Genomic DNA, 21093 nt, shown 5'->3' on the forward strand with positions numbered 1-21093 from the left:
AGCGACAGCCCGGGCATTTGTAATGGGGCGGCGTCCATCGGCGTGCGCCGCGGCCCGGCGAGCGGTTGACGGCCATCGCACAGGCAATCCATACTCTCCCGTATGGTCAATCCGATCCCGATGCCCCATACCGTCGAACGCGTCGCTGCAGGCGACCTGCGCCTGGCGGTGGAAACCTGGAACCCGCAGGGGACGCCGGGCCTGCTGTTCGCGCACGGCTTCGGCCAGACCCGCGGGGCGTGGAACGCCGCCGCCGCGGCGCTCGCCCGGACGGGTTGCCGCTGCGTCACGTTCGACGCCCGCGGTCATGGCGAGAGCGATCGCGTGGACGCCGCGACCGGCTATCACATGGACCAGTTCGCCGACGACCTGTTGCGCCTGGCCGCCGCGCAGCCGCAGCCACCGATCCTGGTGGGCGCCTCGATGGGTGGCCTGCTCGGCATCGTGCTGGCCGGCGAACGGCGACCCTCACCGTTCCGTGCGCTGGTGCTGGTCGACATCACGCCGCGCTGGGAAACCGCAGGCGTGCAACGCATCCTGGCCTTCATGCAGGCACACCCGGACGGCTTCGCCAACTATGCCGACGCGGCCGAGCAGGTAGCCGCCTACCTGCCGCAGCGGCGCGAACGCAAGAGCGCCGAGCAATTGCGGCCGCTGCTGCGCGAGGGTGCCGACGGCCGGCTGCGCTGGCATTGGGACCCGGCGTTGCTGGCCGGCGACCTGGTGCAGGAGAGCGAGCGCTACCAGCCGCGCCTGCTGGCCGCGGCGGCGAACATCGACGTGCCGGTGCTGCTGCTGTCCGGCGGCCGCAGCGACGTCGTCTCGCGCGGCACCGTGGACGAGTTCCTGCAACTGGTGCCGCAGGCGCGCCATGTCGAGCTGGCGCACGCCACGCACATGGTGGCCGGCGACGCCAATGACGCCTTTGCCAATGAAGTGATCCACTACGTGCACCACCTTGAAATCCCCGTGACGCCGCGTACCGCCGGCGCCGCCCCCTGACCCTGAGAGGTGTCGAGATGTCCGTGTTGCTTACCTTGCTGGCGGCGTTGATTGCCTCCGGCGTCTGCGCCTATCACCGCACCAGCCTGCGTACCTGGGCCATCGTCACCGTCGTCGCCACTCTCGTGGTGGGTCTGCTGGTGCGCGCGCCGGCCACGATGGTGATCCTGCTCCTCATCGAGCTGGCGATCGCGCTGCCGCTGCTGATGGTGGACTTCCGCCGCAAGCAGATCAGCGCGCCGCTGCTGAAAATGTTCGCGAAAGTCACGCCGAAGCTTTCCGAAACGGAACAGACCGCGCTGGAAGCCGGCACCGTGGGTTTCGAGGGCGAGCTGTTCTCCGGCAAGCCGGACTGGCATGAACTGCTGAAGCAGCCCAGGCCCGAGCTCTCCGTGGAGGAGCAGGCCTTCATGGACGGCCCGGTGGAACAGCTGTGCGCGATGATCGACGACTGGCAGATCACGCACGAACTGGCCGACCTGCCGCCGAACGTGTGGGAGTTCATCAAGAAGAACAAGTTCTTCGGCATGATCATCCCCAAGCAGTACGGCGGCCTGCAGTTCTCCGCGCTGGCGCACTCGGCGGTGCTGCAGAAGCTGTCCACGATGTCGGCCACGGTGTCTTCGACCGTGGCGGTGCCGAACTCGCTGGGCCCGGCCGAGCTGCTGCTGCACTACGGCACCGACGAGCAGAAAAACCACTACCTGCCGCGCCTCGCCGTCGGCGAGGAAATCCCCTGTTTCGCGCTGACCGGGCCGTATGCGGGCTCTGATGCCACCTCGATTCCCGACGTGGGCATCGTCTGCAAGCAGATGGTCGACGGCGTGGAAACGCTGGGACTCAAGCTCACCTTCGACAAGCGCTACATCACGCTGGCGCCGATCGCCACGGTGGTCGGCCTCGCCTTCCGCATGTACGACCCCGAGCACCTGCTGGGTGAAGAAGAGGATCTGGGCATCAGCCTGGCGCTGCTGCCGCGCTCGACGCCGGGGCTGCAAATCGGCCGCCGCCATTTCCCGCTGAACATTCCGTTCCAGAACGGCCCGGTGCACGGCAAGGATGTGTTCGCGCCGCTGTCGGTGCTGATCGGCGGACCGAAGATGGCCGGCCACGGCTGGCGCATGCTGGTCGAGGTGCTGTCGGTGGGCCGCGCGATCTCGCTGCCGTCCAACGCCACCGGTGGCATGCGCGCCTCGGCGCTGGCCACCGGCACCTACGCGCGCATGCGCAAGCAGTTCGGCCTGGCGGTGGCGCGCTTCGAGGGTGTCGAGGAGGCGCTGGCGCGCATCGGCGGCCTGGCTTACGCCACCGCCGCGCTGTCGCGCGCCACGGCGGCGGCGGTCGATCGCGGCGAGAAGCCGGCGGTCACCTCGGCGATTGCCAAGTACCACGCCACCGAGTGGGCGCGCCAGGTGGCGGCCGACACGATGGACGTGCACGGCGGCAAGGCGGTGCAGCTCGGGCCGAAGAACTACGCCGGCCGCGGCTGGTCGGCGGTGCCGATCGCGATCACGGTGGAAGGCGCCAACATCATGACGCGCAGCCTGATGATCTTCGGCCAGGGCGCGATCCGCTGCCATCCGTACGTGCTGAAGGAAATGCAGGCGCTGTCGATCGCCGACCGCGGCGAGCAGCTGAAGACGTTCGACCGGTTGCTGTTCGGCCACCTCGGCTTCGGCATCTCCAACGCGGTGCGCAGCTTCGCGATGGGCCTCTCCGGCGCGCGCATCGGCGAGGCCGCCGGCGATGCCTACACCCGCCGCTACTATCGCAAGCTCGATCGCTACTCCGCCGCGCTGGCGCTGTGCGCCGACGTGTTCATGGGCGTGCTCGGCGGCAAGCTGAAGTTCAAGGAGAAACTGTCGGCCCGCCTGGGCGACGTGCTGAGCTACCTGTACATCGCCAGCGCCATGCTCAAGCAGTACGAGGACAACGGCCGGCCGGAAGCCGACCGCCCGTTCCTGGCCTGGGGTTTCCACGAGTGCATGTGGCTGATCCAGAATGCGCTGGACGGCGCGATCCGCAATTTCCCGGTGCGCCCGGTGGCGTGGCTGCTGCGCGTCCTGGTGTTCCCACTGGGCCGCCGCGAGGTGCCGCCGTCCGATCGTCTCGGCCGCCGCGTCGCCGCGCTGCTCACCGCGCCGAACGAGGCGCTCGACCGCCTCACCGACTGGGTCTACACCACGCCCACGCCGAACAACACGATCGGCCGCATGAAGGCGCTGCTGCCGGACGTGATCGCCGCCGAGCCGGTCGACCGCAAGTTCGGCAAGGCGCTCAAGTCCGGTCAGTTCAGCTCGCACGACTATCTTGACCAGCTCGTCGAAGCACAGCAGGCCGGGGTGATTTCCGAAGCGGAGGCGGAGCTGCTCAGGCGCGTGCGCGAGGGCGTGTTCGAGTTCATCTCGGTCGACGATTTCGATACCGACGAGATGCGTGCGTTCAGGACGCGCGCCGACACGTCGGCGGGCGCGAAGCAGGGCGGCTAGGCCATGCGCGGCGAGGTCATCGTCTACCTGTGCGGCGTGCACAGCCTGGCATTCGCGCTGTTCCACCTGGCGTTCTGGAAACTGTTCGGCTGGCCCGGCGCACTGCAGCAGGCCGGCGTGGGCACACGAGCCGTCACGCAGATCCTCAACCTGCGCCTGATCTACGTGTTCCTCGGCGTGGCGACCCTGTGTTTCGCGATGCCGCGGGATCTGCTGGGCACGCCGCTGGGCCACGCGCTGCTGGGAGGCATGTCGCTGTTCTGGGTCGGGCGGCTGGTGGAGCAGTTCGTGTTCCTGCGCCACAACATCCTGCTGGTGCATGCGTTGACGGCCTCGTTCGTGCTCGGCGCCGTGCTGTTCGCACTGCCGCTGGTTCCGGGGCTGGCCGCATGAGCACGGCATTGGCGCTGTGGCGCAAACTGTCCCGCCGGCCTGGCGGCAAGTGGCTGTTCGGACGCCTGATCTGCCTCAAGGCGCCGTACTTCGCCACCATCGCCCCGCGTTTCGTGGCGTTGGAACCTGGTCGCTGCGAGATACGCATCGCCGATCGCCGTCGCGTGCACAACCATATCGGCACGGTGCATGCGATCGCGCTGTGCAGCCTGGCCGAACTCGGCGCCGGCGTGATGGCCGAGGCGACCGTGCCGGCGGACATGCGCTGGATTCCCAAGGGCATGAGCGTCGAGTACCTGAAGAAGGCGACAGGCACGATGCACGGCGTCGCCACGCCCGAGCTGGCCATGCCCGTCGCCGATGGCAGTCACGAATGGCCGGTCAGGGTGGAGGTGGTGGATGATGCGGGCGAGACGGTCTTCCGTGCGCGCGTGCTGATGTGGGTATCGCCGCGCAAGCGCGATTGAACGGCCACCCGCGCGCCGTCAGTCCGCCAGCACGCAACGGTTCTTGCCGCCGCGCTTGGCCGTGTACATGGCGTGGTCGGCGGCCTGCATCAATCGTTCCGCGGCATCGGTGTCGGCTTCGGGGGCGGCGCCGGCGCGGTAGGCCGCGATGCCGATGCTGGCGCCGACGCGCACCTCGATCGGGTGGCCGTTGAGGCGCAGCGTGTAGGGTTCGCCCAGCGCGCAACAAAGCTCCTCGCACAGTTGCAGCGCGGGCCGGCTGTCCTCGATGTCCTCCAGTACCAGCGCGAACTCGTCGCCGCCCAGCCGGGCCACGGTGTCGTTGCTGCGCAGGCGGTTCGACAGTCGCGCGGCGATCTCCTGCAGCAGGGCGTCGCCGGCGGCGTGGCCGTGGCCGTCGTTGACGCCCTTGAAGCCGTCGATGTCGACACAGGCCAGCGCGAACTGGCGGTGGTGGCGGTTGGCGCGCTGGATCGCGCCGTGCAGGCGGTCGCGGAACAGGATGCGGTTGGGCAGGCCGGTGAGCGGATTGTGGCTGGCCTGGTGGCGCACCGTCTCCTCGATCAGCTGCCGCTCGGCGATTTCGCGGTCGAGCTGGCGATTGCGCTCGGCCAGTTCGGCCAGCGCCTGCTTCAGCTTCGTGCGCGACGCATGCAGCTCCAGGAACACGCGCACCTTCGACTGCAGGATCACGTCGCTGATCGGCTTGGCGATGTAATCCACCGCGCCGGAGCGGTAGCCCTTGAGCCGGTTCATGTCGTCGACGTAGGCGGCGGTGACGAAGATGATCGGGGTTTCGCGCAGGTGCTCGGCTTCGCCGAGCAGGCTGGCCACCTCGAAGCCGTCCATGCCGGGCATGTTGACGTCGAGCAGGATCAGCGCGAATTCGTGATCCAGGCACAGCGCCAGCGCCTCGTTGCCGCTGCGTGCCTCGAACAGCTCGGCGCCGCTGTGGGCGAGCAGGCGGCGCATGGCGACCAGGTTGGCGACGGTGTCGTCGACGACCAGGATCTTCGGCAGCATCGTGCTCCCCCGACGGATGGTCATGCGCCTACCTTACCCCTTGCGCCTGGCCACCGGTGTGAAGACGGTCGAATCCGGCGCCTGCGTTTCCCCGGGCTGCCAGTCGCCGCGGGCTCGCGAGGGGCGCTGCTTCAGCGCCGCAGCCACGCCAGCAGAGTCGTCGCCAGCAGGTCGAGGTCGATCGGCTTGGACAGGTAATCGCTGGCGCCCATCACCAGGCATTTCTCGCGGTCGCCCTGCATCGCCTTGGCCGTCAGCGCGATGATCGGCAAGGCGCCGTGGTGCGGCTGGGCGCGGAGCGCGCGGATCATTTCGTAGCCGTCCATGTCCGGCATCATGATGTCGATCAGCAGCAGTTCCGGCGCGGAATCCTCGGCCAGCATGCGCAGCGCCTTGGCGCCATCCTGCGCCAGGCTCACCTGCATGCCCCAGCCGCGCAGCACCTTGGACAGCGCGAACAGGTTGCGCATGTCGTCGTCCACCAGCAGCACGCGGTGGCCGGTGAGTTCGTTGCCGTGCGCCGGCGCGCGACTGCCCGCGGCGCGAGGCGCGGGTGCCGGTGGCCGCGACGCGGCCGCATCGTCCGTCGCGGCGGCCGGCGCGAGTGCCGGCGGTTGTTCCGGCAGCAACAGGGTGAAGCGGCTGCCGCGGCCCGGCTCGCTGCGCACGAGCAGGTCGCCGCCCAGCATCCGCGCCATCCGCCGCGAAATGGCCAGGCCCAGGCCGGTGCCGCCGAACTGCCGGCTGGTGCCGGCGTCCACCTGCTCGAAGGCGTTGAAGATGCGCTCGAGCTTGTCGGCGGGAATGCCGATGCCGCTGTCCTCGACGCTCAGTGCGAGCAGCGGTTGGCCGCGCAGCGGTTCGGGAATCCCGATCGCCTCGTCGGGACGACCGATGCGCAGCGTCACCGCGCCCGCGGCGGTGAACTTGAAGGCGTTGCCGAGCAGGTTGTTGGCGATCTGTTCGAGCCGCGCGCCATCGGTGCGCAGGATGACCGGCAGGTCCGGCGCGATCTCCAGCGCGAATCCCAGCGACTTCTGCGCGGCGACGTGGCCGAAGGTGCGCCGCAGCCGCTGCGCCAGCTCGGCCAGCGGCAACTCGTCGATCACCAGCTCCATCTTGCCGGCCTCGATCTTGGACAGGTCGAGGATGTCGTTGATTAGATGCAGCAGGCTGTTGCCGGCGTCGTGGATGACCCGCGCCGACTCGACCTGTTCCGCGTCCAGGTTGCCGCCGGCGTTGTCGGCCAGGTCGCGCGACAGGATCAGCAGGCTGTTCAGCGGCGTGCGCAGCTCGTGCGACATGTTGGCGAGGAACTCGGACTTGTACTGGCTGGCCCGCGCCAGCTCGGCGGCCTTGTCGGCGGTTTCCTGCTGCAGATCCTCCAGCACGTATTTCTGCCGGTTCAGGCTGGCGGTCGTCGCGCGCAGTTCCTCGTTGGACGCCTGCAGCGCGCCGGCCTGCAGGCGCAGTTCCTCCTTCGAAGCGATCAGCCGCCGGGATTGTTCCTCCAGTTCCACCGTCTTCGCCTGCAGCGCGTCGTTGTTGATGCGCAGCACCTCCTTCTGCTGGCGCATCACCAGCTCCGACACGCGCAGGTCGTCGGCCTGCTCCTGCGTGCGCAGCAGCAGGTCCTCCACGTTGATCGTGCGATTGAGGTTCTCCAGGCTCAGCGCCACCAGCGGCAGCAGCTCCTCCAGCATCTGTCGCGCCAGCGGCGTCAGCGGACCGGAGCTGGCCAGCTCCAGCACACCGATCAGGGTGTCGCGATAAAGCACCGGCAGGATCGCCAGGTGAGTGGAAGGCGCCTCGCCGTCGCCGGCGCCGAGGTACAGCTCGGCGGCCGTCACGTCGTCGCGCACGATCGCCTGGCGCTCGCTCGCGCATTGCCCGACCAGGCCCTCGCCAGGCAGGTATTGCTCGGCCACGCGGTGGTTCGGGCGCAACCCGCAGCTGCCGATCAGATCGAGCCGGCGGCGCGCGTCGTCGTACGAATAGAACAGGCCCACGTCGGCCTTGCACAGCGGCAGCAGGGCGCGGGTCAGCCACTGCGCGAACTCCTTGTGCGTGGTGGCCTGCAGCAGCAGGTGGGAGATCGCCGACACCTGCTCCTTGATCCAGCTCTGCGCCTGGGTGTCCATCGACATCTGCCTGAACACCTGCAGCGCGCGGGTGATCTCGCCGATCTCGTCGCGGCGATCGAGCCGGTGGATCTCGAAATCGTGGTCGTGGTTCGCCAGCCGGGTCAGCTGGCTGGTGAGGCTGCGTAGCGGGCGGGTGATCAGGCGCAGGGTCAGCACGATCACCGCCAGGCCGAGCACGATGGCGAGCAACGCCGCCACGACATTGACCGTGCGGGTGACCGCGATGGACTTGTCCAGGCGCCGGCTGCGGGTGGACAGCAGGCGTTCCTCGTCCAGCGTCATCTGCGCGATGACGCTCTTGACCTCCCGCATGCCGATGCTGCGCTGCTGCAGGTAGTCGGACTGGGCACGCAGCCGCGGCAGCGCCGCCTGCGCGGGATCGTTCGTCGGCGAGCCGGCCGGGGCGTCGAGGACCTTGCTGCGGAACTCGCGTTGCCACAGCGCCGTCATGGCTTCCACCTGGTCGATGCGCGACAGCTGCAGGCGGTTGTCCGGCACCAGCTCGCGCAGCCGGGCGAGGGCGGCCCGCAGTTCGCGGGTGGCGCTGTCGAACGCTTCGCGCTGCGCGGTGTCGCGGGTCAGCAGATAGCCGCGCGCGCCGACCTGGCCGGCCTGCACCGACTGCAGCACGTGATCGAGCTGCAGCAGCACCTTGTAGGTGTGGATCGCCCAGCCGCGCTCGACCTCCTGCTGCCGCAGCGAGCGCAGGCTGATCGCTGCGGACAGCAGGAACAAGCCCAGCAGCAGCCCGATGGCCAGCATGATCTTGTGTTGCAGCGGCCGGTCGGCCAGCCAGGTGTGCGGCGAGCGGGTCATGGGCATGCGTGAATCATCGCAGTTCGCCGCGGCGTCTGCCGCATGTCCGGAGTGAGCGCTGGCGCGCGGCGGTCACCGGCTCAGCGTCGACGCCAGATCGGCGGCACGATCGAGCCGTGCCGCCGCGCCACGTACAGCAGTCCGATCGCGCACGCCAGGCACAGGCCCAGTGCCACCACCGAGGCCTCGGCGCCGAACACGCCGCCGCTCAGCCAGTCCGGGCCGCTGCGGGTGGACACCAGCCAGCCTTCCGCCCGCGACCCCGACACCGGGATGCCGTAGATGGTGCCCTGGGCGAAGTTCCATGCCGCGTGCACGCCCATGCACACCGGCAGCGAGCGGGTCACGTGGTAAAGCAGGCCGAACAGCAGGCCCGCCTCGATGGCGATCGCCGCCGAGCTCCACAGCGTGGCGCCGGGGTTGGCGATATGCACCGCGCCGAACAGCAGGGCCGACACGGCCAGCGCCCACCATGTGCCCAGGCCTTCCTCGACGATGCGGAACAGCACGCCGCGGAACACGATCTCCTCGCCGATGCCGGCGCCCAGGCCCACCACCAGCAGCGCGCCCAGCCAGGGTGCATCCGCGCGGATGGCCTCCACGCGGTAGCTGCCGGCGAGCCACAAGGCCGCCACCACGGCGCTGAACAGGACCAGCCCGATCAGCACGCCAAGCAGGCCTTGCGGCAGCAGCGTGCGCGGCGCCAGCTCGATCAGCGGCCGGCGTTCGATCTGCTTCACCAGGATCAGGTACGCCGCCAGCGGCACCAGCGCGCGCGCGGCGAACTGCGCGAGGTCGCGCAGCACCGGCGTGTCCTTGCCCAGGCCCAGCGCGAAGAAGACGAACTGCACCGCAATCATGAAGCCCACCAGCCAGGCCACGAAGATCGCGATCCGCGCCGGCGGGGAAAACAGCAGCCAGCGCTGCCATCGTGGTGCCGCGACCGGTGTGGAAAACGCCAGTGTCTGTTGCTGCATGCAGCCTCCCCTCGTGCGAGCGCCCACGGTAGCGGCGCGCCGGCGTGCTGGCCAGTGGGCTGCTCAGGCTTCCACGGAGGCGGCGTGCTCGCGCGTGGCGGCGAAGCGCACCTGCGGCCAGCGCTCCTGCGCGAGCTGCAGGTTGACCTGGGTCGGCGCGATGTAGACCAACTCGCCTGCGCCGTCGATGGCCAGGTGCATCGCGTTCTTCTCGCGGAACTCTTCCATCTTCTTCTCGTCGTCGCAGTGCACCCAGCGCGCGGTGCTCACGCCGACCGGCTCGAAGCTGGCGTCGACGTTGTACTCGTCCTTCAGCCGGTAGGCGACGACTTCGAACTGCAGCACGCCGACCGCGCCGAGGATCAGGTCGTTCGACATCAGCGGACGGAAGAACTGGGTGGCGCCTTCCTCGGAGAGCTGCGCCAGGCCCTTGTGCAGCGCCTTCATCTTCAGCGGGTCGCGCAGCCGCGCGCGGCGGAACAGCTCCGGCGCGAAGTTCGGGATGCCGGTGAAGGTGACCAGCTCGCCCTCGGTGAAGGTGTCGCCGATGGTGATGGTGCCGTGGTTGTGCAGGCCGATCACGTCGCCCGGGTAGGCCGTCTCGACGATCTCGCGGTCGCTGGCCATGAAGGTCATCGCGTTGGCGATGCGCACCTCCTTGTTGGTGCGGGTCTGGATCATCTTCATGCCGGCCGTATAGGTGCCCGAGCACACGCGCATGAAGGCCACGCGGTCGCGGTGCGCCGGGTCCATGTTGGCCTGGATCTTGAACACGAAGCCGGAGAGCTTCTCCTCCTCCGGCTCGATCTCGCGCGAGGTGGTGGCGCGCGGTCGCGGCGACGGCGCATGCTCGACGAAGAAATCCAGCAGCAGCTGCACGCCGAAGTTGTTCACCGCCGAGCCGAAGAACACCGGCGTCTGCCGGCCGGCGAGGTACTCGTCGAGGTCGAACGAGGGCGCGGCGCCCTGCACCAGCTCCAGTTCCTCGCGCAGCTCGCGCATCGCCTCGGCACCGATCTTCTCTTCCAGCCCAGGCGCATCCAGGCCCCTGAAGATGGTCGAATCCTGCCGCGTGAAATTCTTGCCCTGCTCGAAGATGTGCACCTCGTCCAGCGCCAGGTGGTACACGCCCTTCAGCCGCTTGCCCATGCCGATCGGCCAGGTCAGCGGCGCGCAGGCGATGCCCAGCACCGACTCCACCTCGTCCAGCAGTTCGATCGGCGAGCGGCCTTCGCGGTCGAGCTTGTTGATGAAGGTCATGATCGGCGTGTCGCGCAGCCGGCACACTTCCATCAGCTTGATCGTGCGCTCCTCCACGCCCTTGGCGCAGTCGATCACCATCAGCGCCGAATCCACCGCGGTCAGCACGCGGTAGGTGTCCTCGGAGAAATCCGCGTGTCCCGGCGTATCGAGCAGGTTGACGATCTTGCCGTCGTACGGGAACTGCATCACCGACGAGGTCACCGAAATCCCGCGCTCCTTCTCCAGCGCCATCCAGTCCGAGGTGGCGCTGCGCGACGTCTTGCGACTCTTCACCGAGCCGGCCATCTGGATCGCGCCACCGAACAGCAGAAGTTTCTCGGTCAGCGTGGTCTTGCCCGCGTCAGGATGGCTGACGATGGCGAAGGTGCGGCGGCGGCGGGTTTCTTGGAGATGCGAGAGCATGGAGGCGGGTCGGCTGGAGCGCGAACCGGTAATTGTAGCGTGGATCGGGGGTGCGGCTCGGCTCCTTTGCAGCGGCAACCAGCCCGCGGCTCCATTGTAGGAGCCCGCTCGCGGGCGATGCTGTTGCCTTTTGGTCTGATGATGCAAAGCGAAGAGCTTTCGTGCGCCTGCGGCGCCCGAGTTACTTTCTCTTTGCGTGGCCAAAGAGAAAGTAACCAAAGAGAAAGGCCACCCCGCTTGGCGCTTGCCGCCCATCCATGGGCGGCAAGTCCGTGAGTCGGGGCCGGGCTTTTCGAGCGGGCTCCTGCCCGCGCGAAAAGGCGAGGCCGTCCATGGCCTCGCCCGCTACGCGGCCTGTCGACCCCGCCTCACCGCCGCACAGGGGCCCCGGGTAGAGCGGCGCGCCACCGCTGCGCGTTGGCGGAAGAGCCGAGCGGCAGAGCCCATGCTTTGAGCACCATTCGCCAGTGTGCGAGTGTTTCAGCTCGGTCAAAAGCAGCTGCTCAAAAGACACTGGCCCGAGTTTTTAGTCGAGATCCCGCTTAAATTACTAACTATCAGCTGACGCGCCGCGGTACTGGTGAAATAAGACCATCCAGAAGCAGAGCGCCGGAGCCAATCACCGTCTGCTTCTGCGTACTTTTGTCTGTAATAAGCAACTCCGGTTGCGCAAGCGGCAGAAGAGCTTGGATCACGTCAACGACCGGAAATTCGCGGCGAGTCACTAGTTCTCGACAAACCTGTCGGTGTGAAGGGATGGGTAGCGCCACATCCTTGGGCATCTGAGCATCTGCATGAACGAACTGCTGGACTATCCCCCACGCGCTGAAAAATACCTCCATAAATGACTGGTCGTAAGGGAGCGGGCAGACAATTAGATTTCGCTTTTCATCTTTTCTGATGCGATCTGATCCGCCTTGGCTCGCCGGGACAATGCCGACGCGCAAGCCGTTTGCAGCCTCTAACTGTGCTTGATTGATCTTGACGGTGGTTCCTACGTATCTATCACCGTCACTTGTGCCTAAAAAAGGTCTGCCTTCCAGAGTCCGTTGATACTCGTTGGGAGCGATAAACGAGTCGTTGGGCGGCGAAATGCGGCAGCAAGAGTGTTCAGATAACCCTTCAACTTCGGTGGCTGTGAGCGTTTGCCAGTGAGAAGACGTGAGTCATCAGTCAATAGTTCTTCGGCTGTAGCAATGAGCTGGCTAGCCCCCTTCTTCTCGGCCCCGAAAAGTATTGACTGGTAAGCAGTGCCGGGAACACGACATTGCTTCAAGGCGTCTTCGACACGCTGCAGGACGTCCGCATCTCTCCTCATTACGGCGTCGTGGACCGCGTATTCAAAGCAGATTCCGCAGTCTCCGTCACCGGCGCGATATAGTCGGGGAAGCAATTTCAGCTTAACGTCGTTGAGGCCGCCGACTTCTTCAGTCACATCTTCTTTAAGGCTATGGAGTAAGCCTTCTAAAATCGGGCGCACGACGGCGATTAGTGCAGAAACCTCGTTGGCAACTGCATTGCGTTGGGTTTCTGATCGAACAGTAATTGTGGACAATACCTTCTCCCTTATTGGTAGCTAACCTAGCTGTAGAAAAGTCGATCAGTAATCGTCCTGCTTAGGCTCTGAAAACAAGGTCGGCCAAACAAAGAGGTCAAGTTCATTTAAATCGTCGACCTCACGCGGCCTGAATCACGAACTCGCTGGCCGTGGCTACAGGCTGCACGTTGCGCAGCGTACGGCGCATCTCGACCAGGCCGTAGCGTTCCATCGTCTTGAGCGTTCGCGAAAGATTGCTGGGTGCGCGGCCGGTGAGTTCCGCGAGCTGGCTCAGTGACGCGGGCTTCTGTTCCCGGATGACACGCAGCAACGCGCGGTTGTCGTCGGACAACACTTCGGCCAGCGAGCGCATGGAGGTGAACCAGACCTTCGGCTCGCCGGGGCGTGGCCGATGATCGCCGCGTGCAACGGCCAGTGCGCGGGCGCGGATGGCTTGCTGGGAGGCGATGCCGATGACCAGCTTTTTCATGACTTCATTTCCTCAAGTACGCGGTCGACTTCGTTGAAGAAATCCTCTGGCAGTTGCTGTGAGAAACCCGGGTCAGAAACCCGGGTCAGGGTGAATTTTCGAGTGTTCGCTACGGTCGGGAGCCGACATTACGCCAGCTCTGCTATCTACCTCATTTCGCCAGCTGCGTCAGCACCCGATGCCAGAACTCCAGCCCCGCCTCGACCTCCGAAGCCGGCAGCCTTTCGTTGAGTCCATGCGCAAACGTGTCGTCGGGCTTGGTGAAGGCGGCATCGATGCCGTAGCTGGGGACGCCGGCGTTGCGGAAGTGCTTGCTGTCGGTGGCGCCGGCGGACATGCTCGGCACCACGTCCACGCCCGGGAAACGCTGGTGCACGGCGGCGGTGACGGCGGCGATCACGTCCGGGCGCAACGGCGAGGCGGAGTTGGCCACCGGCGTGGACGACTGCCGGGTCACGCTGGCGGACTTGTCGTCGATCACCTTGACCAGGGTGTCGCGCATGCTGTCGACCGAGGTGCCTGGGAAGATGCGGCAGTTGATGTTGACGCTGGCGCGCTGCGGCAGCGCGTTGAGCGCGTGGCCGCCGTTGAGCATGGTTGCCACGCAGGTGGTGCGGATCTGGCCGACGTAGGCGGGGTCGGCGGAGATGGTGGCCGCCGCGGCGGCATCGTCGGGATGGGCGGCGAAGCGGGTCATCGCCGCGCCCAATGGGCCGGGGATGTGGGCGCCGAGGGCACGCAGCGAGGCGAGCGTGATCTCGTTGCTTTCCGTCGGAAACTGGTGGGCGGCGACGCGGTCGATGATGCGCGCCAGCCGGTAGATCGCGTTGTCCGCGCCGGGTTCGCTGGAGTGCCCGCCGGGCGAGGTCAGGGCGATCTGGAAGTCCGCATAAGTCTTCTCGGCGGCCTGGATCTGGTACAGCAAGGGCTTGCCGGTCTCGGCGTCGAGGGTGCCGCCGCCGGCGTCGGCGTTGAGCAGGAATTCGGCGTCGTGATAGCGCCTGGCCAGTTCGCGGGTCGAGGCCATCGCGGTCTCTTCGTCGCCGGACAGCAGCAGGATCAGGTCGTGGCGCGGCTGGAAGCCTTCGCGCTTGAGCCGGATCAGCGTCTCGACCAGCACCACCACCGCGGTCTTCATGTCGGCGGTGCCGCGGCCGTAGAGGTAGCCGTTTTCCTCGATCAGGGTGAACGGGTCGCGGGTCCAGTCCTTGCGGTTCGCCGCCACCACGTCCATGTGCCCGGACAGCAGGATCGGCTTGCCTTCGCCGGTGCCGCGGTAGCGTGCGACCAGCGCGGCGGTTTCGCCCACCGGGATGATCTCGACGTCGCCGGCGGGGAAACCGGCGGCCTTGAGCTTGTCCGCCAGATACGCGGCCAGCACCGGCACCTGGTGCTGCCCTTCGACGGTGTGGATGCCGATGGCGTGTTTCAGCATGGCCATGGTTTCGGGCTGTGCCTCGGCGGCGCTGCCGGCATGGGCCATGCCGATGCCGGCGCAGAAAACCAGCGTGGCCGCGGCGGGTCCGAGTGCTCGTGGTCCCTTCATGCGAGATCCCCTGTCGACGTCATGAACGAAGCACCGAGTATGCGCGGCGGCCCGCGCGCGTGCATCTGCCGCCTGGGTGCCCGCGCCATCGTGCTAAGCTTGCCGCCGCGCGGCTGGTGCCATCGGCGGCGCATTACCCCTTGGGGAGTAGCCTGCCTCGCTGCGGCGAGGCGTCTTCGTCAACATGCTCGGCGTCCATCCGCCGTGGCGAAGACACCGATCCTGGTTGGCGAGACCAACGGCTCACGGCGCAACGAAGGTCGGGCGCGTCGTGGTGCCGTTGCGCCTGGCCCGACCGAATGGCTGCTCATGAACCCCGTCTCCATCCTGTTGCTTGGCTTTGCCATGTCCACCGATGCGTTTGCCGCGGCGATCGGCAAGGGCGCGGCGATGGCGCGCCCGCGGCTGTCCCAGGCGCTGCGTGCCGGCGCGATCTTCGGCGTGATCGAGGCGATCACACCGGTCGTCGGCTGGCTGCTGGGCAAGGGCGCTTCGCGCTACATCGAGGCCTGGGACCACTGGGCCGCGTTTGGCCTGCTGCTGGCACTGGGCCTGCACATGATCTGGAACGGGCTCAAGCCCGAGCCGGACGAGCCGGTCGATGAAGCGAAGCGGCACGGTTTCGTCGGGCTGGCCATCACCGGCCTGTCCACCAGCATCGACGCGCTGGCGGTGGGCGTGGGGCTGGCCTTCGTCGATACGCCGATCGCGGTGGTCGCGGTGGTGATCGGCCTGTGCACCTTCAGCATGGTCACGCTGGGCATCATGCTTGGTCGCGCGCTGGGCGAGGTGGTGGGCAAGCGCGCGGAGATGATCGGCGGTTTCATCCTGATCGGGGTGGGCGTGGTGATTTTGTACGAGCACCTGGCCGGGTGAGGCGACGCCCACCCCGCTGGCACGGTCGCGCCGAGCGGCTTACTTCGCCAGCTTCGTCAGCAGGCTGTGCCAGAAATCCAGCGCGGCCGGGACCTCGGAGGCCAGCAGTTTTTCGTTGAGGCCGTGGGCGAAGCTGTCGCCGGGTTTGCCGAAGTTGGGCGAGACGCCGTAGCTGGGCACGCCGGCGTTGCGGAAGTGCAGGCTGTCGGAGGCGCCGGCGGACATGCCGGGCACCACGTCCAGCCCCGGGAAGCGCTCGTGCACGGTGGCGGTGACGGCGGCCACGATGTCCTCGCGCAGCGGCGAAGCCGGGCTTTGCACGGGCGGCGGTTGTTGCACGGTGATCTTCACGCTGGGGTCGGCCACCACCTGGTGGAGCGTGGCCTCGACGGCGGCGACGCTGGTGCCGGGGAAGATGCGGCAGTTGATGTTGGCGCTGGCGCGTTGCGGCAAGGCGTTGAGTGCGTGGCCGCCGTCGAGCATGGTCGCCACGCAGGTGGTGCGCAGCTGGCCGACGTAGGCGGGGTCGGCCGAGATGACCGCCGCGGCCCGGGCGTCGTCGGGGTGGGCGCTGAACTGCAGCATGGCCTGCGCCAGCGGGCCGTGGCTGTGTTCGCCCACCGCCTTCAGCGAGGCCAGGGTGATCTCGTTGTGCTGCACCGGGAAGGCGTAGCCGGCGACGCGATCGAGCGCCTGGGCCAGCCGGTAGATCGCGTTGTCGGGCGTCGGTTCGCTGGAATGGCCGCCGGGCGAGGTGACGGTGAGCAGGAAGTCCGCATAGGTCTTCTCGGCGGCCTGGATTTCATAGTCCACCGGCTTCAGCTGGTCGTCGAAGGTGCCGCCGCCGGCATCCGCGTTGAGCAGGAACTCGGCGTCGTGGTAGCGCCTGGCCAGCTCGCGGGTGGAAGCCATCGCGGTCTCCTCGTCGCCGGAGAACACCAGGATCATCTCGTGGCCGGGCACGAAGCCCTCGCGCTTGAAGCGCATCATCGTGGCGACCAGGGTGACGAGGTTGGTCTTCATGTCGGAGGTGCCGCGGCCGTACAGGTAGCCGTTCTCCTCGATCAGCGTGAACGGGTCGCGGCTCCAGTCCTTCGGGTTGGCCGCCACCACGTCCATGTGCGCCGAGAGCAGGATCGGCTTGCCCTTGCCGCTGCCGCGGTAGTGCGCGACCAGCGCGGCGGTCTCGCCGACCGGGATGACCTCGATGTCCGACTTGGCGAAGCCGGCCGATTCCAGCTTGCCGGCGAGATAGCGCGCGAATGCCGGCACCTGGCCCTTGCCTTCCACCGTCTGCGCGGCGATGGCATGGCGCAGCATGGCCATGGTTTCGGGCATCAGCTGTGCGGTGGTTTCGGCGCCTGCGCTGGAAGGTTGCACAAGCGCCAACGCGAGGCCAACACAGGGCAACAAGTGGCGCATCGACATGGCGGCATTCCAGGCAGTGGCGTTGAACGCCGAGTATATCCGCCAGTGCACGCCCATCAGCCAGTGGCGGCAAGGATTTCAGCTGGGTGCGGATTCGTCGCCGCTGCCGTCCAGGAAACGGTAGCCTATGCCCGGCTCGGTCTTCAGCCAGCGTGGCGCGGCGGGATCATCGCCCAGCTTCTGGCGCAGGCGGCCCAGCACGATGCGCAGGTAATGCGTGTCCTGCACATGCGTCGCCCCCCACACCTCGCGCAGCAATTGCTGCTGGCTGATCACGCGGCCGGCATGGCGCAGCAGCAGGGAGAGCACGGCGTACTCCTTGCGGGTCAGCGCGATCTGTTTGCCATCGAGGCTGACTTCGCGACGGGCCAGGTCGATCGCCAGATGGCCGTCGTCATACCGCGGCGGCACGTCGGCCGCGCCGGTGGCGGGATGGTGGCGCAGCAGGGCACGCAGCCTGGCCATCAGTTCCTGCATGCCGAACGGCTTGGTCACGTAGTCGTTGGCGCCGTTGTCCAGCGCGCGCACCTTCTCGCTCTCGGCGCTGCGCACGGACAGCATCAGCACCGGCACCGAGCTCCATTGGCGCAATTCGGCCAGCACTTCATGGCCTTCGCGGTCGGGCAGGCCCAGGTCGAGGATGACCAGATCGGGCGATTGGGTAGCGGCCAGGGCCAGGCCTTCGGCAGCGTTGGCCGCCTGCAGTACCTGATAACCCCCGGCACGCAGGCCGATGTCGAGGAAGCGACGGATCTGCATCTCGTCGTCTATCACCAGCACGCGTGGCGCGGAAGTGTTCAAGCGCTGCTCTCCGGTGCGGGTGGCAGGGGCAGGGTGATGCGGATGGTGGTGCCGCCGCCAGCGGTGGCCAGCGCTTCCACGCTGCCGCCGTGCGCGCCGATCATGCCGCGACAGATCGACAGGCCCAACCCGGTGCCGTTGTTGCCGCGATCGCCACGCGAGACCGAATGGAACATGTCGAAGATGCGCGCCCGCTCATCCGGCGGAATGCCCGGCCCGTGATCGATCACCTCGATCTGCAGCTGTTCGCCGATCACCGCCGCCTCCAGGCGCACGGCCTCGTCGGGCGGCGAGAAGTGTGCGGCGTTTTCCAGCACGTTGAACAGCGCCTGCTCGATCAGCGCCGGGTGCACATAGAGCAGTACCGTCTCCTGCGGCAGCGCGGTCTGCACGGCGAGCGCCGGGAATAACCGGCGCAGCCTGTCGGTGGCGGTCACCAGCACTTCGGTCGCATCGACCCAGTCGCGATGCAGCTTGAGCGCGCCATGGCCGAGCCGGGTCATGTCCAGCAGGTTCTGGATGTAGCGGTCCAGCCGCTGGCCCTCATGCACGATCGACTGCAGCAGCTCCTGCCGTTCGTCCCGCGGCAGCTGCGTTTCGTACATGGCTAGGGTGTCGGCGGCACCGATCATCGAAGCCAGCGGCGAGCGCAGGTCGTGCGAGACGGAGGAGAGCAGGGCATTGCGCAGCCGCTCGGTTTCGCCCTGCACGCGGGCCTGCTCGAGCTCGTGCCCCAGGCGGGCGCGTTCCAGTGCCAGGGCGATGTCCTGGCCCATCGCGAGGGCCAGCTCGCGCCGCTCGGCATCGGGTTCGTCCGAACCCCGCGTGGCAAACACCACCGTGCCGTGGCCGTGGGCGCCGACGGTCAACGGAACCACCCACTCGCCGCCGGACTCACCGTTCCGATCGACGGCGGATGCTTGCTCGTCAGGGTTGATGTGGGCGGTTGCGCCGACCGCCTGCGTCAATGCGCGAGCGCCGACCTCGCGAATCGCCGCGGCACCGGCGGCGGTGGCCAGTTGCCTGCCCAGCTGCAACAGCGTGCGCGTGCGCTGCTGCGCGGTTCGCAGGGAGGCGATCTGGTCGGAGAGCCGGGTGGCCATGCGGCTGCAGACGAGCGCGACGATCAGGAACAGCACGATCGCCAGCACGTCGTCGCCGTTGGCGATGGCCAGCGTGTACCGCGGGCGGGTGAAGAAGAAGTTGTAGCCGAGGAAACACAATACGGCCGTATAGACGGCTACCGCCATGCGCTTGCGTACCGCGACGGCGAGCACGCCGGTCAGAAGGATCAGCGAGAGATTGGCGATCGACAGGTAGCGGTCGGCAACGAAAGTCAGCGCAAAAGCCGCCAGCGTGACCGCGGTGGCGAAAAGGTAGTCGGCCGCGGCCGCGGCCGCGTCGTGCGGGCGGCGTGGCGCCGGCTCATGCATGCGACGGGTGTTCCCGGCGATGGGTCGATGGCCGATGTGGTGTCATATCTCCACCTCCGATCCCAGTTCGATGCGCCGGTTGCCGGGAATCCGGAAGAACGCGGTCGCGGACAGCGCATTGTGCGCCATGAAGGCGAACAGGCGGTCACGCCAAGCCGCCATGCCGTGGGCATGCCGGCCGGCCACGACGGTCTCGCGGGACAGGAAGAAGGTGGTATCCATCATGTCGAACGGCAGGCCGTGATGGCCGCACTGTGCCAGTCGCAGCGGCATGTCCGGGTCCTCGCTGAAACCGAAACGCAGGCGCAACCGGGTGAAGCCCTGGCCCAGCGCAGTCCATTCAAGTCGTTCCGGAGGTTCGGCCCGGGGCGTATCCAGTGTCTCGACGGTAAGCAGCACATTGCGCTCGTGCAGCACCTTGTTGTGTTTGAGATTGTGCAGCAACGAGCTGGGAATCGCCTCGGCATTGGCGGTCAGGAACACCGCGGTGCCCGGCACGCGCACCAGCGGATGATCCGCCAGGTTGCGGATGAACGGCGCCAACGCCACGCCGCCTTGCTGGATTTCCCGTACCACCAGTTCGCGTCCGCGGCGCCAGGTCGTCATCACCGCGAACACGCACAGGCCCAGCGCCAGCGGAAACCAGCCGCCGTGTTCCACCTTGACCAGGTTGGCGCTGAAGAAGGCGACGTCCACCGTGAGAAGGGCAGTGCCCGTGGCGATCACGGCCGGCAGGCGCCAGCGCCACTGGTAGCGCGCCACCACCAGTGCCAGCAGGGTGGTGGTGACCATGGTGCCGGTGACGGCGATGCCATAGGCAGCGCCCAGGTTGTCCGACGAGCGGAAGCCGAGCACGGCCGCCACGATCAGGATCAACAGGATTCGGTTGATCCACGGCACATAGATCTGGCCGGCCATCTCCGACGAGGTGTGCACCACCCGCATGCGCGGCATGTAGCCCAGCTGCATCGCCTCGCGCGTCATCGAAAACGCGCCGGAGATCACCGCCTGCGAGGCAACCACGGTGGCGGTCGTGGCCAGCGCGATCATCGGATACAGCATGAAGCGCGGCACCAGGTGATAGAACGGATTGGCCACCGCGGCGGGGTCGTGCAGGATCAGCGCGCCCTGGCCGAAGTAGTTCAGCACCAGCGCCGGCAGCACGAAGTTGAACCAGGCCAACTGGATCGGGCGCCTGCCGAAGTGGCCCATGTCCGCATACAGCGCCTCGGTGCCGGTAACCGCCAGCACCACTGCCCCGAGCGCGAAGAACGCCTCGGCGTGGTTGCGCAGGAAGAAGTCGATGCCGTAGGTCGGGCTGAGCGCCCGCAGAACCTCCGGATGGCGCGCGATGCCCAGCACGCCGAGGCCGGCGATGCTGATGAACCAGATCACGCAGACCGGGCCGAACACGGCGCCGATCCGATGCGTGCCGTGCTTCTGCAGCCAGAGCAGCCCGATGATCACCCCGACGGTGATCGGCAGCACCCAGGGCTCCAGCCCCGGTGCGGCGACCTTCAGCCCCTCGACCGCCGACAGTACCGATATCGCCGGCGTGATCACGCCATCACCATAGAACAGGGCGGCACCGAACAGGCCGAGCACGATCAGGCCCATGCGCAGATACGGCACGTCGCGCGCGCTGCGCTGGGCCAGCGCCAGCAAGGCCATGATGCCGCCTTCGCCGTTGTTGTCGGCGCGCATGATGAACAGCACGTACTTGATCGACACCACGATGATCAGCGACCAGAACACCAGGCTCAGCGCGCCCAGCACGTTCGCCGGCGTGACCGGTACGCCATGCTCGCCGAACACTTCCTTCAACGTGTAGAGCGGGCTGGTGCCGATGTCGCCGTAGACCACGCCCACGGCGCCCAGTGCCAGGGCGGCGAGCCGGCGCCTTTGCGACGGGTTGTTCATGCGCCATGGCCGATGGCGATGGGCCCGGCGGATGCCGGTGCGACGGGAAGAACGACGAGGTGAAACATCTGCACTGCCTGGAATGG

Annotated in this window: 16 protein-coding genes, 1 pseudogene and 1 riboswitch; of the genes and pseudogenes, 5 read left to right on the forward strand and 12 right to left on the reverse strand. The window is 67.4% G+C overall.

The genetic code is table 11. The features are described 5' to 3' along the window. The first annotated feature begins 102 nt into the window (after positions 1-102). The 4 genes from ACVCL9_RS00165 to ACVCL9_RS00180 are packed head-to-tail and all read left to right on the forward strand — an operon-like array spanning position 103 to position 4351. Complete coding sequence (locus tag ACVCL9_RS00165; RefSeq protein ID WP_447097141.1) at positions 103-1002, forward strand: alpha/beta fold hydrolase; 900 nt, start codon at positions 103-105, stop codon at positions 1000-1002. A 17-nt stretch (positions 1003-1019) separates the two neighbouring features. After that, on the forward strand, positions 1020-3491 hold the full coding sequence (locus tag ACVCL9_RS00170; protein WP_447097140.1) for an acyl-CoA dehydrogenase: 2472 nt from the start codon (positions 1020-1022) through the stop codon (positions 3489-3491). A 3-nt stretch (positions 3492-3494) separates the two neighbouring features. Continuing rightward, complete coding sequence (locus tag ACVCL9_RS00175) at positions 3495-3884, forward strand: hypothetical protein (protein ID WP_447097139.1); 390 nt, start codon at positions 3495-3497, stop codon at positions 3882-3884. Next, a complete protein-coding gene (locus ACVCL9_RS00180; RefSeq protein ID WP_447097138.1) occupies positions 3881-4351 on the forward strand; it encodes a hotdog fold domain-containing protein in 471 nt (156 codons plus the stop codon). Before ACVCL9_RS00175 ends, ACVCL9_RS00180 begins: the two co-directional genes overlap by 4 nt. A gap of 18 nt (positions 4352-4369) precedes the next feature. Here ACVCL9_RS00180 and ACVCL9_RS00185 read toward each other — a convergent pair whose 3' ends face one another. The 8 genes from ACVCL9_RS00185 to ACVCL9_RS00220 all read right to left on the reverse strand — a co-directional run bounded on the left by ACVCL9_RS00185 (position 4370) and on the right by ACVCL9_RS00220 (position 14549). Further along, the gene (locus ACVCL9_RS00185; protein ID WP_447099484.1) at positions 4370-5374 is read right to left on the reverse strand and encodes a diguanylate cyclase domain-containing protein; all 1005 of its coding nucleotides are present in this window, start codon (positions 5372-5374) and stop codon (positions 4370-4372) included. 131 nt (positions 5375-5505) lie between these two features. Next, a complete protein-coding gene (locus ACVCL9_RS00190; RefSeq protein WP_447097137.1) occupies positions 5506-8340 on the reverse strand; it encodes a response regulator in 2835 nt (944 codons plus the stop codon). A gap of 74 nt (positions 8341-8414) precedes the next feature. After that, positions 8415-9311 carry a CPBP family intramembrane glutamic endopeptidase gene (locus ACVCL9_RS00195; protein WP_447097136.1) on the reverse strand — a complete coding sequence of 299 codons (897 nt, stop codon included), beginning with the start codon at positions 9309-9311 and terminating at the stop codon, positions 8415-8417. Between the two features lie 63 nt (positions 9312-9374). After that, positions 9375-10976: a peptide chain release factor 3 gene (locus ACVCL9_RS00200; protein WP_447097135.1), complete on the reverse strand. Its 1602-nt coding sequence runs from the start codon at positions 10974-10976 to the stop codon at positions 9375-9377. Between the two features lie 557 nt (positions 10977-11533). Next, the gene (locus ACVCL9_RS00205) at positions 11534-11923 is read right to left on the reverse strand and encodes a hypothetical protein (RefSeq protein WP_447097134.1); all 390 of its coding nucleotides are present in this window, start codon (positions 11921-11923) and stop codon (positions 11534-11536) included. 74 nt (positions 11924-11997) lie between these two features. After that, positions 11998-12531 (reverse strand): hypothetical protein, encoded by a 534-nt coding sequence (locus ACVCL9_RS00210; protein ID WP_447097133.1) that lies wholly within the window; start codon positions 12529-12531, stop codon positions 11998-12000. A gap of 121 nt (positions 12532-12652) precedes the next feature. Beyond that, the gene (locus ACVCL9_RS00215) at positions 12653-13003 is read right to left on the reverse strand and encodes an HVO_A0114 family putative DNA-binding protein (protein WP_447097132.1); all 351 of its coding nucleotides are present in this window, start codon (positions 13001-13003) and stop codon (positions 12653-12655) included. A gap of 151 nt (positions 13004-13154) precedes the next feature. Next, a complete protein-coding gene (locus tag ACVCL9_RS00220; RefSeq protein ID WP_447097131.1) occupies positions 13155-14549 on the reverse strand; it encodes a M20/M25/M40 family metallo-hydrolase in 1395 nt (464 codons plus the stop codon). A 136-nt stretch (positions 14550-14685) separates the two neighbouring features. Next, positions 14686-14825: riboswitch (yybP-ykoY riboswitch) on the forward strand. A 33-nt stretch (positions 14826-14858) separates the two neighbouring features. Here ACVCL9_RS00220 and ACVCL9_RS00225 point away from each other — a divergent pair. After that, positions 14859-15425, forward strand: a complete 567-nt coding sequence (locus tag ACVCL9_RS00225; protein ID WP_395116598.1) for a manganese efflux pump MntP — start codon at positions 14859-14861, stop codon at positions 15423-15425. A 39-nt stretch (positions 15426-15464) separates the two neighbouring features. Here ACVCL9_RS00225 and ACVCL9_RS00230 read toward each other — a convergent pair whose 3' ends face one another. The 4 genes and pseudogenes from ACVCL9_RS00230 to ACVCL9_RS00245 all read right to left on the reverse strand — a co-directional run bounded on the left by ACVCL9_RS00230 (position 15465) and on the right by ACVCL9_RS00245 (position 21007). Next, the gene (locus ACVCL9_RS00230; RefSeq protein WP_447110621.1) at positions 15465-16910 is read right to left on the reverse strand and encodes a M20/M25/M40 family metallo-hydrolase; all 1446 of its coding nucleotides are present in this window, start codon (positions 16908-16910) and stop codon (positions 15465-15467) included. A gap of 21 nt (positions 16911-16931) precedes the next feature. Continuing rightward, a complete protein-coding gene (locus ACVCL9_RS00235) occupies positions 16932-17654 on the reverse strand; it encodes a response regulator (RefSeq protein WP_447097130.1) in 723 nt (240 codons plus the stop codon). Further along, positions 17651-19036: pseudogene (locus tag ACVCL9_RS00240) on the reverse strand (sensor histidine kinase); the annotation flags it as partial. The pseudogene ACVCL9_RS00240 and the gene ACVCL9_RS00235, both read right to left, overlap by 4 nt. 93 nt (positions 19037-19129) lie before the next feature. After that, positions 19130-21007, reverse strand: coding sequence for a potassium transporter Kup (locus ACVCL9_RS00245; protein ID WP_447097128.1), 1878 nt, complete (start codon positions 21005-21007; stop codon positions 19130-19132). Between the last annotated feature and the right edge of the window lie 86 nt (positions 21008-21093).

Source organism: Rhodanobacter sp. UC4438_H5 (assembly GCF_052978405.1).

Excerpts from the sequence above, each read along its gene's own strand:
- ACVCL9_RS00165 (WP_447097141.1), top strand. The coding sequence starts at position 103 with ATGGTCAATCCGATCCCGATGCCCCATACCGTCGAACGCGTCGCTGCA.
- ACVCL9_RS00170 (WP_447097140.1), top strand. The coding sequence starts at position 1,020 with ATGTCCGTGTTGCTTACCTTGCTGGCGGCGTTGATTGCCTCCGGCGTC.
- ACVCL9_RS00175 (WP_447097139.1), top strand. The coding sequence starts at position 3,495 with ATGCGCGGCGAGGTCATCGTCTACCTGTGCGGCGTGCACAGCCTGGCA.
- ACVCL9_RS00180 (WP_447097138.1), top strand. The coding sequence starts at position 3,881 with ATGAGCACGGCATTGGCGCTGTGGCGCAAACTGTCCCGCCGGCCTGGC.
- ACVCL9_RS00185 (WP_447099484.1), bottom strand. The coding sequence starts at position 5,374 with ATGCTGCCGAAGATCCTGGTCGTCGACGACACCGTCGCCAACCTGGTC.
- ACVCL9_RS00190 (WP_447097137.1), bottom strand. The coding sequence starts at position 8,340 with ATGCCCATGACCCGCTCGCCGCACACCTGGCTGGCCGACCGGCCGCTG.
- ACVCL9_RS00195 (WP_447097136.1), bottom strand. The coding sequence starts at position 9,311 with ATGCAGCAACAGACACTGGCGTTTTCCACACCGGTCGCGGCACCACGA.
- ACVCL9_RS00200 (WP_447097135.1), bottom strand. The coding sequence starts at position 10,976 with ATGCTCTCGCATCTCCAAGAAACCCGCCGCCGCCGCACCTTCGCCATC.
- ACVCL9_RS00215 (WP_447097132.1), bottom strand. The coding sequence starts at position 13,003 with ATGAAAAAGCTGGTCATCGGCATCGCCTCCCAGCAAGCCATCCGCGCC.
- ACVCL9_RS00220 (WP_447097131.1), bottom strand. The coding sequence starts at position 14,549 with ATGAAGGGACCACGAGCACTCGGACCCGCCGCGGCCACGCTGGTTTTC.
- ACVCL9_RS00225 (WP_395116598.1), top strand. The coding sequence starts at position 14,859 with ATGAACCCCGTCTCCATCCTGTTGCTTGGCTTTGCCATGTCCACCGAT.
- ACVCL9_RS00230 (WP_447110621.1), bottom strand. The coding sequence starts at position 16,910 with ATGGGCGTGCACTGGCGGATATACTCGGCGTTCAACGCCACTGCCTGG.
- ACVCL9_RS00245 (WP_447097128.1), bottom strand. The coding sequence starts at position 21,007 with ATGAACAACCCGTCGCAAAGGCGCCGGCTCGCCGCCCTGGCACTGGGC.